The organism is Anaerocolumna jejuensis DSM 15929 (genome assembly GCF_900142215.1).
GTDB lineage: Bacteria > Bacillota > Clostridia > Lachnospirales > Lachnospiraceae > Anaerocolumna > Anaerocolumna jejuensis.
In genome coordinates this window covers 115,908-131,249 of the sequence record NZ_FRAC01000007.1, presented here as the reverse complement: position 1 = coordinate 131,249, position 15,342 = coordinate 115,908, and the positions used below count along the sequence as shown (strand labels likewise).

Genomic DNA, 15,342 nt, shown 5'->3' with positions numbered 1-15,342 from the left:
ATGTTTATTGAGATTAACTTATGACACCTAATCAATATTATAATACCATATTAATTACTATTCTGTATATCCTGCTGTAATTTTTCAATAGCTCTCTGGAATTCTATGTCCTGCCGGTAGACTTCAAAAAACTCTTCTTTCATTATTCCCTCCAGCATCATTTTCTTCATTTCTCTTGTTGCTATTGGCTGTCCATCCTCTATTTTGATTGCGGGATAAAACAGTAAAGGGTTTGGCTGCTGTACCGTTCCCATTATATCATTAATCAGTTTAACCGCACTATTCTTCGCCTCTTCATAGTTTCCCATCCGCAGATAGGCTTCTATAAAAAGGCCCTCACTGGTTTCCCCGCCAATCTTGAATATTTCTTCCACCTGACGATATACTTTGCAAATTTCAAGAGTCTGTTCCGCGCCTGGTATCATTTCCTTATTCATCTGAGAAATAAGGCACAGCTGTAATTTCCGCACCAGTACATATAAACGTTTTTGTGTTACTTCTACCGCTTTTTCAGGTTCATTCCTTTTCAAATAAAGCTGTGCCCATAGCATGGAAGAGTCACTTGTATGCTCCGGCAATTCTTTCAGCATTTGCTCTGCCTGTTCCAGTTCCCCATTCTGAATGGCCAGACCAGCCAGCTTAGATACCGTACTTTGCCAGTAAGAGGATACTCCTGCCATCCGAATTTCTTCCAGCAGCTGTTTCTTTAATTCCTTCCATTTGTTCAATTTTTCAGAAGTTTCCAGCGGGAACAGCATTGCAAACATATCAAGCGTTAAAGAAGCATTATATTTAAGTTCATAGTCCGATGGATAGGTATGCAGCAGGTTATTCAGCATACTTTCTGCCTTTTCAAGATTTCCCTTTATTGCTGTTTCCACTATTTCATTGTTTCTTTTTGTCAGTTCGTCTTTTGATAACATTTCTTCAAACTGCAATAATTTATCTACATTCGTACCAAGTGCACGGGCAATGGGACAAAGCAGGGAAATATCCGGGCAGGAGGTGTCCGTTTCCCATTTACTGACAGCAGGGGCTGAAATGCCCACCGCAGCCGCTAATTGTTCCTGTGTCATACCCTTTGATTTACGAAGTGCCGCAATATGTGCTCCTAATTTCATATCTGCAGTAACCCCCTTTGCTAATTTTATGATAACATAAAGTATAGCCGCCGGCATGACTATTTACAATGGATACGCGGTTAACTATATGGCATAATAACTTAACCACAAGTTATTATTGGGGTAAAAAGCTGCCTGATACTTTTTCACTAAAGGACTTCTGGCGATTTTATTGAAAAATTGAAATTTACTTCCTTTATATCTTGGATATTCCGGAAGCAGCTCAATCAGCCTGATAGTTCTGCCTTCCTTATCAAACAGCATTTCAATATTCTCTGCACATTATTTTACCTATGCCATACATATAGTGCCATATCATAATGATTCTCTAACTTCTTTTTGCCTGAGTATATAAAACCTTCGTTTTCATATATCTTTCTCAGTTTATTTCTTTGAAAATTACAATCTAATCTTAGTGAATCAATATCATTTTTTAATGATAGTTTTTTTGCAAAGTCGATTAGTTCTTTTGAGATTCCCTTACCTGCAAACTCTCTTTTAACAGTTAACTTATGTATATACAGTGAATTTCCTTTTGGGATTTCCGGCCAATACTTCTGGTCTGAATCAGTTATAGCCATACATGCTGCTGGAACCCCATTCTGATAATTAATATAAAAATCATTAATATGATACTCTTTCGATAATGAGCTCCACTTTATGCTATCCACATTCCATTGATTCTGTAATTCATTTTTTTTCATCCAAATTACCGCATTTAAGAGTATCCCCTCAATTGTAGGAATATCCTTTTCCTCAGCCTGCTTTATCATGAAATATCCTCTTCGTCAATGGTTTCGAAATCTGTAATCAGGCAGCAAAGCCCGCCATTTTCATCATAGCCCCAATAAGAAGGATAACAGCCATCGCCATATCCGCTGGAAAATACGGTAAGATTATTGTCTGTTCCGGGAAGCGTGTAGTTTGCTGTAGAATAGGTGTATACATAGCTGTCGCTCAACGCTTTTTCAAGTTCCGGCAGCATACCGTCATCCGTCGGCTCAATGAGTGTCACAAACTCATTACAAGTCAACTCGTCCATAAAACCGCCTGTTCCGCTGTCTACTCCATAGCCGTAATATTCATCTTCACTCAGTTTTTCGGAATCCTGTCCTTTTATGAGTGCAAGTTCAAAGCCAACAGGGAGCTTTTCTGTAAAGCGTATTTCCGCAAAGGCGACCCGGCGGTCATCTTCGATATGCTGTACGTAGAGAATGACCGGGTACCGGCCGGGCTTGACAGTTTTTTCAAATGGCTCTGTTTCATAAAAACACAGCGGGTCATTAGCTACAATTTTACCGGTAGGAAGATTGAGCAGGCCAAGAGGCTGTTCCTCAATTTTTTCATGAAATTTACTATTTATAAAGAACTTTTCGCTTTCTCCTGCGCGCAATATTTTAAGCTTACTTATTTGTTTGTCCATTCCCATATGGTCATTCCTTTCCTGTACCGAGAGGTACCTCCCTCAAATTTATGTGCATTTTCTCATCTGATGATATTGAAGAAAAGACTTGCAGAGCTTCTTCATATTCTTCTAGCTATAAATTTCCAATACAATACTATCATATCAAATTTCCGGAATGAATGGAAGCAGCAAAGGGTACTCATAACCCCTGAAATAAAAGAACGCCAGAAGCCTCATAAAGCAAGGACTTCTGACGAATTAGGTTAAGCATGGAACGGAATTACCTATACTTCTTTTGCATAGTCTTTATCATAGGATTCCTTTTCCCAGGAAATGAATATTTCCAATTCCCAATGATATGTTGGAATAAATGTTTTCTTTTCAAACCCAATTCTCTGATAAAAGGGCTGATTTCCGCCTAACATTCCAATACATTTCGGGAACATTTGTTGAACTCTATTAGCAGCTTCCTGCAAAACTGCCGTTGCAATCCCTTTCCTTCTTTCCCACCAAACGACACCTAAGGGTTCAAGCTCACAATAGGGCATATTTTCATCATACCATATGATGGCCATGGCTATCGGCCTCTTTTGCTCATCAAGAACACACAAGTCCAGATTCTTTCTATAATGCTTCATCTTTCGCAAATTGTGGAAAGCCTGTTCTCCGTGTTCACAGGCATGGTCATCTCCGCCATAACCAAAAGAGAAACGATGAGTATTGGAAAGGTAAAAGTCCGGAATTGTATTGCCGTCTGCAAAGGTATAACCATCAGGGAGTTTTACATCGAAGGGCTCTTTTCCAAAAGGTAATATATATAATTCTTCACCCCATTCCAATTCATGAAATCCGGAGTGCATAGCCATTTCCTTTAGTACGGTATTCCAAGCAGGTACATATAAGTTTAAACCCCTGGTTCTCCTGTCTTCTTTAACAGCAGCAGCGTGTGTCTTTGCAAATTTTAGCATGTCCCTGAGAAGTTCCGTGTCTTCCCCTCGTTCTTTCGAATCAAACAAGAAAAACACTTCTCCGTTGTAATTACCTTCATTGATGACACAGGCGGCTACTTTTCCATTTTCCCTGTAGACCCCAACAGTATGGTGCCATGCATGATAATGTCCGGTAAAAGCCGGATGCAACCCTCTTGCAAATTCATGTCTGCTCAACCCCCAGATTGGGTATTCCCATTGATATGATGCAAGAACTATTTGTTCTATTTCATCAAAATCGGCATCTTTATAAAAGCTAAATTCATAAGGCATATGTATCCTCAACTCTCACAATTTTTAATTTTAGGCGGTATTTAGCTCAGTGCTTTATTTTATTTGTATACATTTTATAGTTATTATTCTACCATTTTATATGAACATAATAGTTCACATATTTTCTACTCATTTGGAAAGGCAGTTACTGGCACAAGCAGTTCAGTAGAAGGGCTGCTTCACGAGTGTTCTTTAGTGCAATCTCATCTTTCCCAGCTGGGACATTGTTCGTGTCAAGCGAATAAATAGTTGCAACACATGGACGGCGTACATTCAGAAACTTCATAATGGTCAGTGCGTTTTGAGTAGGTATTAATTCCGTACCATTTTCAGCTCCTACAATAAGTATAATTCCGTTTTTCTGTTTCATGCTTTTATGCTCTTTACGAAAGTATTCAGCTGCAAAAAAAGTTTGTATTCGACTGGCTATATTAAGAAGTGGGCCACTTAAAGAAGAAAACCATATCGGTGATGCAAGCACTACATTATCGCACTCATCCAAGAATGGGTATACTTCCTGCATTTCATCATCAATACAGCAGCCATTATAACTCCAGCAATATCTACAATCGTTACATGGGGAAATATTATTAAAGCATGATATAGTTTTCACTTCTCCATTCAGGTATTGTGTAAACTCATCAATCAACGCCACTGTATCTCCATTTTCCTTAGGTGAACCATTAATAATCAATGTTTTCATTTATTACTCCCTGTTCGTAAAATAAAGATAAATCTACTACAAACGCCTGTTTATAAAATCTAAGTTTTGTATACATATTTTTATCTTACTTAAACATATTGAGCTATGTATTCTGATTTTAATATAGAATATAATTCTAAATCTACGATGCCTCTGCCCCTCCAATAATAACCTTGTCTAATCGTGCCCTCTTTCATAAATTTATTTCGTAAAAGTACGTTCTTAGACTTTTCATTTTGGGGCATTACAAAAGCCTGAATCCGATTTACCTCTATTTCATAGAAAAGGTAATTAAGCAGCAATGCGGTCGTCTTTGTTGCTATACCTTTTCCCCAATAATTTTTATTTAATGTATATCCAATAGTAGCTGCATTGATCTTTTTATCAAAATCAAAAAGTTCCGCTACGCCAACCATTTTATAATTTTCTTCCTTTAAATATATCCCCAGATTAATAATTATCTTTTTGTAAAAATCTCTTTCATGGTGTCCAATAATATTTTCAACAGCAGCAATGGTTTTTCTTGGTTCACCAGGTTTAAAGCGATACAGCTCTTCATTCATATTTATTTCTGCATAATCATTCAAGTCTTGTTTCACAATTTGTTTCATCAAAATATCATCATTTTGAATTATTGGAAAACTCTTAAATATTTTTTCATCCTTCATCCTTATCTCCTCCTTCATCCTATCTAACTATACTCTTTTATGCATGCATATACCAGTCTGAAATAAGTACAGCTGCTCTGTTACTGGCAGGATTACAATATCATTTTATAGCAACAAATATATATGCAAATTCTGTTTCATACTGTTTTTTAAGTTGTAAATCCGCTCTTTCTATATAGCTGCAAATTTCATCTCGATTATCAGGATATATTTTTATTTTTCGGTTATCCATCTGAATATATTCCGATTGATTTTTATCAATTGACAGCACCAACCGTGCATTGCTCTTCATCAACTTGGCAACTTTACTGATAGCCATCTGCTTTTCTTTGATGTGCATAAAAGTTAAAGAAGAATAAATCACATCAAACAAGCAATCAAAATCGTATTTCATAAAATCTGCACAATATAAAATGATATTATTATATCTTATAAGATTTTCAGTTGCCTTTTCAATAGTTTTTGGGGACATATCAATTCCAACAAGAGCTTTACACAATGGAGCTACTCTATTAGCTATTCGGCCAGTACCAATACCTATTTCAAGCACTTTTTTGTCAGCTGCTAGTTGCATTTCTTTTATAAAATCAATTCCGTCCCACTTGTCCATATACTCTCGTAAAGGTTTTGGGTCATAAAATGGGTCATTATTTTCCTCAATAAGTTTATCATAGTGATCTATTACTTCGTTCATTATAATTACCCTCCTTTCATAGCTTCTGTTTATCAATTAGTAATACCTATAATACCATATTAAGTAAACTAAATAAATTATAGAATCATTATACATTCAGCGAATGTTTCAGCACAGAATTTGAATTGGAAAGGGCACAGCACTTAAATTTTCTGATATTGAGTATAGTAAGATAGCAATCCTAAGAATGGAAGAAAGAAACGTTATACCACCTCAGTTTCATCAGTAATGGATACACATAACATTTTATCTTCTTTTTAAGAAATGAATAATCTTAACATACTCATGTTACTCAAAACTCCAGAAAAGAAAAACGCCAGAAGCCTCTTAAATAAAAGACTTCTGACGAATTAATTTAAGCGCAAGACGGGATTCAAATTTTACCACTCTCCGCAAACTTATTAAAATAAGGAGGAACACACACTGTCTATCAAGTGTCTAAAGACTGTCTACAACTGATATTACTATTTGGTTATTTTAGTTAATACAGGATTTATCACCCCAAGATTATCGTCCAGTGTAAGTATATAACTAGGAATTTTACTATTTCCATTATATATATAAAAATCAAGGAGGCTGCCATGAGTTACATATGATTTGCTGTAATATGGCCGCTCTAATTTATCATAGTAGATAGCTGATGAACTTCTGTAACTTCCCGAAATATTAGAATTGACGGTAATATTTTTAGAAATTAATTTTCCATTTTTACCATAACTAAAATCCATTGCTACAATTTTTTCTGTTTCGTCACCACTAATTATACCTGTTGATGTATAGTTTATAAGTCTTTGCTTTTTATTAATAAATTTGTAAGTTTTTTCTTCTTTATAGTTTAAAATATCTTCTGTATATGGGTTAAATTTAGTATCATTCATAATGGGCATTAATGAATACTTTTCATAAGTAAATTTTTTTTGAGTTTGATAAGAATCTATTTCAAATCCAAATGGATTGCTATAGTAATATGAAATTCCACAACCTTTTTTTGTTTTTTCATCAAAGTAAAATTCAACGGCTAATTTGCCTTTATCATCATAACCTTTATAAAAGGTCTTTTTCTTGTAAAACCCATACTTTTGTAAAAACTTCTTTTCAGTAGTAGTCACTATTTTATTTGTGTTTTTATCCCAATACTGAATACTTGTTTCAGCGCTAACTTTATTACAATAAAATATAGCTGAACTTAATAATACTACAATTAAAATAAATAAATTTACTTTTTTAATTTTATGAAAACGTGTTTTGCTATTCATTTTATAGCCTCCAATTTTTTATTTATATTAGACGTTTATGAGACGCCATAACCAGTATAGCATATTGAAAGTGTATACAGGCTATTGACATATAAAAAAACGGGAAGTCTTGAAAACTCAAGACTTCCCGATCATTTCATGAGAAGCGCGAGACGGGATTCGAACCCGCGACCCTCGCCTTGGCAAGGCGATACTCCACCACTGAGCCACTCGCGCATGTTTGTAATCTTGCCGTCTGGCATTTTTTATACCGTCTGGCGAACACAAACAATATTATAGTACAAGCATTACTTTATGTCAACAACTTTTTACTAATGTTCAAGAAATCTTGTCCTTGATGCAGGATTAGGCTTCTCTCCCACCTGATACTCTTCGACTTTCAGGGCATTTCTCATTTCATTGCTCATGGTATCGGCGCAGTTACGGCAGAGCCTTCCGTACTTTATGCTCTCTCCGCAGATTTCACAATTAATAAAAATAGGAGAATCATCTGATATAATTAACCGTCCATCTCTCAGATAGCTCTTGATTCTGGTTACTCTGACTCCAGTTTCTTTGGAGATTTCCATGATTGTGGCAAGAGGATGATCATAGATATAATTCTTGACTGACTGGAATTCTTCTTCATCTTCCTTTTTGCAATTCTCGCAGATGCATTTTCCTACACCTGAATATAAAAACATATTTCCGCATCTTAAGCAGCTTTGTAATCCGCCGTTCTTCTCCATGCGACGATCCCCCTAACCTTTTATCTGTCCGCGGAAGTATTATGCATTATCATTGGTATATTCTGCATATCCTCCGTACTATCTTAGCATATAAGCCTCCTAATGTAAACGGCTGCTTCCTTAAAATTGACACTTTATTTTATAACCGGATAAATTGATAAAAGTACTTGCCTAAACAGAGCTTTTCATGGCTAAATATGCCTAAACACTGACTTCTTTCTAACGAAATTTACGAAAATATAAATGAAAATTACAGCAAAATTAAAATAATCTTAAAATTTTTTCTTTATCCTGTTGCTTCCTGTAGAATTTTGTATTATATTAATATTAAAAGATAAATAATATCGAAATAGCATGTTGCTACTTTATCTTTTTGATAAAAATCTATCAATACCGGGGCTGTAAAAGCCCTACGCTATTCACTAATTCCATTGGAAAGTACAATCTGATACATGTACCCCTCACTTGTATCGATTGCTTTCAATAAAAAACATTTTGTTTCCCCTCAATAAATTTAAAACACCTCTTGAATAAACGCTTGTTTGCTGCAATACTTTCAAGAGGTGTTTTAAATTCCTGATTTCCTTTGAAGAAATATTATAAGCATACCCTTTCGGTGGATATGATATCATACTGGTTTTTTCCTCTTGCTTTGGATTGATACATGGCCTTGTCAGCTTTTATCAGCAATTCATTCATACTGTTCCCATGACAGGGATATAAGGAAATACCTACACTGGCTGTTATGCTGACATCTTTACCCGATAGGATAAAGGGTTCCTTAAAAAGCCTCATCAGTGTTTCAGCGGCTCCTATCACCTGACCCAGCTCCGTTACATGCTGAAGCATAATAAGATATTCGTCTCCGCCGTAACGTGCAGCCATGCTGAATTTATTCTCCGTCTGGCTCAGTCTGTCCGCCACTTCTTTCAGAAGTTCATCTCCGCTTTCATGTCCCATTGTATCATTAACAGTCTTAAAGGCATCCAGGTCAAAAAACAGATAGGCGACCATTTCATTCTTTTTTCTGGCATCTTCATTGGCCTCATCCGCCATTTTTAATAAATAATCCCTGTTCGGCAATTTTGTAAGCTGATCATAATAGGCCATAATATATAACTTATCGTCATTCGAAAACCGGTTTATAAGTTTCGCTATAAATAGAGCAAAATTACTTTTTTGTTTTCGAAGTAAATTTAATGCTTTTCTGCCTTTTATCGTAATGGCACCAATGACCTCTTCCTTATCCTTAAGCTCTATCAGAAGCTCCGGCTCACTCTCCTCCGGGGCATTACTTTCTTTCTTATTCCATAAATAGATGTTGGAGGAATTCTTGTCTGTTTCCTTATCAAGCCTTAATATAATATGCTCTGCCTTGATAAATCTGCCAAGGACCTCAATCAGCTTTATGCAGTTTTCATTTTGCCTTTTACCTTTTGTGTCCATGAATAATATGGAAATATCAAAGAACAAGGTCTGTATCTTTTTCTCCCTGCTCGTATCTAACCGATTCCAAAGCAGACAGCTGATTATCAGGAGAAGCGATACAATTATTATAACTCCGTAAGTCTCCACCCCTATCAACTCCTTAATCTGTTAATGTCCTTTGCCACCTTATGGCTTCCAGATATAATGTCATATACCTGTCTGCCGGCAGTTGGGGATAATCAGCAATTTTCGATAGCTGCTCCCATTTTGCCTGTTCCAGGGCAAGAACTGAATCCAGATACCATCTAAGCCGGTTTTTCTTTCCGAGCAGTGCTTCTCTTACATCCAGTGACAAAGGAAGCCCGATTAAAGCCTTATCCATGCTGGTATTCATAAGCACATCAACAGAGGAAAACATCCCACCAATAAAATAATCTGAATTATTCTCTATTTGCAATTCCAAAGCCAGAAGAGAAAGCATTTTGCCTCTGATTATGGAATTTTTAACAAGCTCTGCATTATCTGTACACTGCACCCCTCTTAGCATCATCAGATATATCCAGTGCTTAATTTCGTCTGTACCGATAAACATAAGACCCTGCCTGATGTTTTTTATGCGGTGTATCGCCCCATAGTATACGGAATTCGACATTTTTAAGAACTTATAAGAAAGCCCAACATCCTGTTGAATGATTTCTGCAATTTTACCATAGTTGATTGGTTCAATATTCAGGGCATTTACAATACGGACAAGATTGACATTCAGTGCTCCGATATCTTTTAGATTCTCCATGACCGGCTTACTGAAATAATATCCCTGGAAAAGCTTAAATCCCATATCCATGGCACGTTGGTGCTCTTCTCTGGTCTCAACCTTTTCAGCTAGGAAAATTATCCTTCTGCCAAATTTATCAATCATCTTTTGTATGCCATCTCCCTTAATAGCAGGGAATTCCACTTTTATGATGTCTGCCAGCTCGATTAGCGGTAAATAATCCTGTGAATACTGCTCCAGAACAAAATCGTCCAAAGCCAGCTTGTAGCCTCTTTCCTTAAGCTTCCTGCAGGCTTCTATCACTCTCTCATTGGGCTCAACTCTCTCCAGAATTTCTATCACTACCTTGTCTTTCGGCAGCATATAAGGCAATTCGTTTAATATGAGGTTCTGAGAGAAATTTATAAAACCCCTGGTCTGTTCCGTAAGCTCCTGAAATCCGAACACCATAAAGGAATTATTGATCAAAGCAGTTGTAGCCTGGTCATCATCTGCTCCTTCAAAATAATTATTGACACTCTGCCTGTAAAGGAGTTCATATCCATATACTTTCATTTTTCGGTTAAAAATCGGCTGTCTGGCAATATATACATCCATATGTCCTCCTGTCGTACATAACACATCCTCTGTATTTCAACCACTAGTGCAAAAATTTATAACCTTATATGAACAACTATATTTTTTCAACAATGATGTTATAGTAATTATATACCAATTGCAGAATATTGTGGATAAAAAGTTGCGAAATTAGAAAAATAAACGGGAAAATTTTTTAACATTGTTGCCTTTTGTAATATTTTGCATTATATTTTAATGAAAGGAGGCGTTAACTTGCAGGATGGTACTATTTATTTAAAAAGGATTATGGATACCTATTACAAAGTTACTGAAACCGGTTCCTTCTGTTTTGATACCCGTTTAAACCCTGTTTTATCACACCCTGAATTAATCCCCTTGCATGAATTTACCTGCTTAGGGTTCAACAAATTATTGTCCTTCCTTGCAGAAACCTTTTCTAGTACTGTTAGTGACAATAAATATTATGCTTATTTCCTGCATAATAATATTGTCTGTCATGTGGTTTTCCTGACAGACAACAATAATTATATCGGGGCTATCGTAACAGAGCCCATATTAGTAAAATCACTCACGGATGCTGAATTGAATGCCTTAGCCTCCCAAAACCGCATTCCTAATCTGACTTACACAGATCTTCATAAAATACTGCTAAAAAAGAAAATTGTTGCCTATGACAAGGCAATGACCTACGGAACCGTATTATATTCTCTCTGTACCAGTCTTTTTAAGGAAAATGCAGGTCTCCAGATACTGAAAAGCTATCCGAATACCACTAAAAAAACAGCCAGCTTACCTGTTGATGATGGACCGGTCTGGAATGTAAAAGGTATCGAACGGCATATTCCTTCCTCCACCTATCTTAGCATTAAGCGAGCTATTCAGGAGGGAGACACCAAGAAAATTATACATATCATTAATCAGCAGAGTGCCTCCAATGCTCCTATGTACCAGCTCCATAATACGGACCATATAAGGAGTATTAAGAACAGCTTTATCAAGCTCTGTTCCATGGTCTGTTACACTGCCATTGATGCCGGCGCACCCTATGTTCAGACCTTGGATATGTCAGATGATATGATACTTAAAATGGAGCTCACAGACAATATTACGGAGCTCTATGAGATGATGAAAAATACTTTAATTGAACTTACAAGAGCCGTTTCCGATAGTAAAAAAAGCATTTATTCCCAGCCGGTAAGAAAAATCCTGGACTATCTCTACAGCCATTACAGCGAAAAGATAACCCTGGAGGACCTATCCAATATTACAAGATTAAGCACCTATTATATATCAAATTTAATAAAGACAGAAACAGGCCTGTCCTTAAATGACAATATTAATAAAATACGCATTGAGCAAAGCCAGAAAATGTTGCTGGAGAAAAATGCAAGTATACTGGAGGTTGCCCAAAGCGTGGGTTTCCGTTATCAGAATCACTTTGCGGCCGTATTTAAAAAATACAGCGGAATCACTCCTTCCGACTACCGGAATGCCCATGGCATAAGCCTTTCCGGTAATTATCCCCAGCTTGATATGCCAATCGGTGAAATCATTTCCCAGGCTACTCAGCAGGCTAAATCAAAGCTTGCCATTTTTAATGGGCTTTATGATACAGCACGTATCGTTGATCCGGTTGAACACACTTCCTGGTTTATATATGAAAATGATACGCCCCAGCCAGAATTGAACTGCTATAATTTCTGGAATAAAAATGAATCCTGTCAGAATTGTGTATCCATGCGTGCCTATGTGCAAAATGATACCTTCTTTAAGCTGGAGCAAAAAAACGGACAGACCTATCTGGTTCTTGCTTTCCCGGAAGGCATAGGAAAGTCAACCTATATTACGGAAATAATCAAGGATATTTCCAACCAGTCCATAATCAATATCAGTCCCGGCGGTCAAAACTCCGCCATCAATACTGCGGATAGCTTTAAGGATGCGCAGACCGGCTTTTATACCAGATATTATATTGACAAACACCTGCCGGAAGAGATTCGAAAATCCAAGATAGAGCAAACTCAGCTGTCACTTATTGCTGCTGTTATCACTTTACCGGAAAAAACTGCCGATACTTATGAAGCAGCCTCCCTGATAGCGGATTCCAATCAGGTATGTCTGGAGGCCTCCCTGAAGGCTTGCCTGGATACCTGCCTGACTTCTCCCGATGACTGGATCGGGCATTATGCCGGCAATATACTTCTGTTTGTGCTTCATAATAGCACCGAGGAACAGATTATTGATATATCACATACCATACAGAATAAACTTTCTGAAAGGTTAAATACTCTCGGATATAAGGATATATCCGTACATACGGCAGAACAGAGCCTTAACCAGGAGCCTTTGGAAACTGGTGAAATGCTCTATTTATTAATTGCCAAATTATACGCGAAAGCACAATCTGATACTTGATTACCCCTCAACTGTATCGATTGCTTTCAATAAATTTTTTATTTCCCAAAAAAATTAAAATACCCCTTGCTGCTTTCATGCTCATATAATTGAACATAAAGACTTCAAGGGGTGTTTTAATATGGTAAAATAAAATTAACAGTTAGTGAGTATGGTTCGTCACGGTATCATTCTCCCTGCTGTGAAGACTGTCATCCTGTAGTCCAAATACCGCACGGGCACTCTCCGCCTGTGGATCATGCTTGATATGCTTTGAGTGGAATTTTCCATCTTCCTTTTTCTTATTTTTTGTACTTTTCATATTAACTCCTTTCGTGTTTGCTTACGAAACTGCCTTGACAGAAAGTAAAACCTGCTTAAAACCTGCTTTTTAATTTTCGTATCTTGCCGGACTTATTCATCCTCCAGATATTCTTACATTATTTCGTAATATCATTATGCCCAATTATACTTTTTCTAATAGGAACAAGAATTAATTCAATTAATTTTCCATAAGAACACCTGTAAGCTCCGAAACACCGAAACAATAACATGAATCATATTTTTTACTAAAAAATTAATTCCCCTCCAAATATTTATCAAACCGTTTCGTTGTTTGAAGCACTTCTTCCAGGTATTCTTTTGTATTTTCAGCATTTTGAAGATTTTTTTCGCTGATTGCCGATACCTCTTCGGAGCTGGCTGTGATTTCTTCCGTTGCGGCAGACAGCTGACTGATGTTTTCTACGATTTGATTATTTGCCTCTGCCAGTTCTGACAGCATAGTATCAATTTGAACAATATGCCCGGATAATGTGCTTACATCCTCCTCTATTTTTTCAAAGCTCTGGGACGCTGATGTAATAAAGCCGCCCTGATTCTCAGCAGACAGGATGGAGTCCTTTACATTGACAGTAGCTTCAGCTGCATTCTGACTTAATTCCTCAATTATTTTTGCTATATTCTCCGTAGAATTTCTGGTCTGCTCTGACAGATGCCTGATTTCCTCCGCTACAACTGCAAACCCCTTTCCGGCTTCACCTGCCCTTGCACTCTCAATGGAAGCATTTAATGCCAGTAAATTGGTCTGGCTGGAAATACTGAATATGATATTTGCTATATTATGTACCTCATTCATCTTATCCTGCAGCTTTTCCATGGAATCTGCTACCGCAGCATTAGCCGATGCGATATAGGCCGACTGCTCCTTTAAATTGCCCATTACCTGCAGCCCGTTTTTAATGGAATCGGAGGCATTTTCAGCAATCATTACCATTTTTTCAGAATGTTCCACCGTTTGTTTAATGGATTGCTGGATTGTCTGGGTCATAACGGTTTGCTCCTGGATGTTATTAGCAGTGGCCTGGGTACTGACAGAAACCTCTCCAATGGCAGAATGAACGATTTCAGTGGATTCACCTAAGCTCTTCACTATCTGACTGCTTTTGGACGTACCATTTTTAACAACCTTTGCAATTTCCAGGATATCACTTAACATCTTCTCCTGCATCCCCTGCTGGTCTTTTACAGTATGCAGGGAATCATAGGAAAACCGCTGTCCGATATCCGTACATTTGTATATGGTATTAAGAGTCAGCAGGATAATGATCAACTCCAGGATATTCTGGGACATATTATCGGATTTTGACAGAACTAATAGAATTGAATAGATGATATTGATAACTCCATTCCATACACAGAAGATTTTTACCAGTTTCGTATCGTAAAACAAAATTGCCGCACACAAAACAGGTATCGCACTAAATCTGACAAAATCGCTCCCGTCACTCAATAGAAAAAAAGAGTAAATTATCATAAAGCTGACTAAGCTTCCCCATCCTAAAATATCACTGGCTGCCTTTTTAATATAAACGGACAGATTGGTACCTATTGCAAGAAAGCAGGCAGCAATAATTACAATCGCTATGACAGAAGAAATGTCCTTGGACAAATAGTTTTGAATCAGAACTCCTATGTACAATGCATATAATATGGTGGTTCCAATAAATAGGAACTTATTGATTACTTTGTTTCTTTCTGCTTTCTCATTAAACTTCCTGACATTTAACCCCTGATTGATAATATCCATATCTTTTCTCATCGTCTCCTTTTCCCGTATGATTGACCGGTATTATTTAGAAGAATACCACTATTGTCGAATTAAGTCAATATTATACAGTTTAAGAAAGAATAAAACATTTTTTCGTTTTTTATTCATTCATATAACAGGAATCATGCATTTTAATATGGAAAAGCATAAGAAAATGCGCTTTAAAAGATGATATTAAAATTCTTTGAAAGCGCATTTTATGAAATATTCTTAATAACA

15 protein-coding genes and 1 tRNA gene are annotated in these 15,342 nt (G+C 36.8%); 1 reads left to right on the top strand and 15 read right to left on the bottom strand.

The annotated features are described in order from the left end of the window. Positions 1-50 precede the first annotated feature (50 nt). The 13 genes from BUB77_RS04055 to BUB77_RS03995 form a co-directional block, all read right to left on the bottom strand. Positions 51-1,121, bottom strand: coding sequence for a helix-turn-helix domain-containing protein (locus tag BUB77_RS04055; protein ID WP_073273211.1), 1,071 nt, complete (start codon positions 1,119-1,121; stop codon positions 51-53). Between the two features lie 84 nt (positions 1,122-1,205). Beyond that, positions 1,206-1,385 (bottom strand): hypothetical protein, encoded by a 180-nt coding sequence (locus BUB77_RS30255; protein WP_073273209.1) that lies wholly within the window; start codon positions 1,383-1,385, stop codon positions 1,206-1,208. A 23-nt stretch (positions 1,386-1,408) separates the two neighbouring features. Continuing rightward, complete coding sequence (locus BUB77_RS04045) at positions 1,409-1,894, bottom strand: GNAT family N-acetyltransferase (RefSeq protein ID WP_073273207.1); 486 nt, start codon at positions 1,892-1,894, stop codon at positions 1,409-1,411. Further along, the gene (locus tag BUB77_RS04040) at positions 1,891-2,550 is read right to left on the bottom strand and encodes a DUF4241 domain-containing protein (protein WP_073273206.1); all 660 of its coding nucleotides are present in this window, start codon (positions 2,548-2,550) and stop codon (positions 1,891-1,893) included. Before BUB77_RS04040 ends, BUB77_RS04045 begins: the two co-directional genes overlap by 4 nt. Before the next feature lie 260 nt (positions 2,551-2,810). Then, positions 2,811-3,788 (bottom strand): GNAT family N-acetyltransferase, encoded by a 978-nt coding sequence (locus BUB77_RS04035; RefSeq protein ID WP_073273204.1) that lies wholly within the window; start codon positions 3,786-3,788, stop codon positions 2,811-2,813. A 145-nt stretch (positions 3,789-3,933) separates the two neighbouring features. Beyond that, positions 3,934-4,491: a flavodoxin family protein gene (locus BUB77_RS04030; RefSeq protein ID WP_073273202.1), complete on the bottom strand. Its 558-nt coding sequence runs from the start codon at positions 4,489-4,491 to the stop codon at positions 3,934-3,936. A gap of 89 nt (positions 4,492-4,580) precedes the next feature. Continuing rightward, the gene (locus tag BUB77_RS04025; protein WP_073273200.1) at positions 4,581-5,159 is read right to left on the bottom strand and encodes a GNAT family N-acetyltransferase; all 579 of its coding nucleotides are present in this window, start codon (positions 5,157-5,159) and stop codon (positions 4,581-4,583) included. 100 nt (positions 5,160-5,259) lie between these two features. Further along, entirely contained in the window at positions 5,260-5,853 is a 594-nt protein-coding gene (locus tag BUB77_RS04020; protein ID WP_073273198.1) for a class I SAM-dependent methyltransferase, read from the bottom strand. A 464-nt stretch (positions 5,854-6,317) separates the two neighbouring features. Further along, positions 6,318-7,109, bottom strand: coding sequence for a hypothetical protein (locus BUB77_RS04015; RefSeq protein WP_073273196.1), 792 nt, complete (start codon positions 7,107-7,109; stop codon positions 6,318-6,320). A 144-nt stretch (positions 7,110-7,253) separates the two neighbouring features. After that, positions 7,254-7,325, bottom strand: a tRNA-Gly gene (locus tag BUB77_RS04010). 95 nt (positions 7,326-7,420) lie between these two features. Further along, positions 7,421-7,837 carry a hypothetical protein gene (locus BUB77_RS04005; protein ID WP_073273194.1) on the bottom strand — a complete coding sequence of 139 codons (417 nt, stop codon included), beginning with the start codon at positions 7,835-7,837 and terminating at the stop codon, positions 7,421-7,423. A gap of 597 nt (positions 7,838-8,434) precedes the next feature. Beyond that, a complete protein-coding gene (locus BUB77_RS04000) occupies positions 8,435-9,412 on the bottom strand; it encodes a GGDEF domain-containing protein (protein ID WP_073273192.1) in 978 nt (325 codons plus the stop codon). A gap of 13 nt (positions 9,413-9,425) precedes the next feature. Continuing rightward, a complete protein-coding gene (locus BUB77_RS03995; RefSeq protein ID WP_073273191.1) occupies positions 9,426-10,637 on the bottom strand; it encodes an EAL and HDOD domain-containing protein in 1,212 nt (403 codons plus the stop codon). Between the two features lie 234 nt (positions 10,638-10,871). Here BUB77_RS03995 and BUB77_RS03990 point away from each other — a divergent pair, with 234 nt between their 5' ends. Continuing rightward, positions 10,872-13,034, top strand: a complete 2,163-nt coding sequence (locus BUB77_RS03990; RefSeq protein WP_073273190.1) for a helix-turn-helix domain-containing protein — start codon at positions 10,872-10,874, stop codon at positions 13,032-13,034. A 142-nt stretch (positions 13,035-13,176) separates the two neighbouring features. On the opposite strand, the gene BUB77_RS29760 is transcribed toward BUB77_RS03990, so the two are convergent. Further along, positions 13,177-13,335: a CPC_1213 family protein gene (locus tag BUB77_RS29760; RefSeq protein ID WP_170866574.1), complete on the bottom strand. Its 159-nt coding sequence runs from the start codon at positions 13,333-13,335 to the stop codon at positions 13,177-13,179. 255 nt (positions 13,336-13,590) lie between these two features. After that, complete coding sequence (locus tag BUB77_RS03985; protein WP_084123907.1) at positions 13,591-15,114, bottom strand: methyl-accepting chemotaxis protein; 1,524 nt, start codon at positions 15,112-15,114, stop codon at positions 13,591-13,593. Positions 15,115-15,342 lie beyond the last annotated feature (228 nt).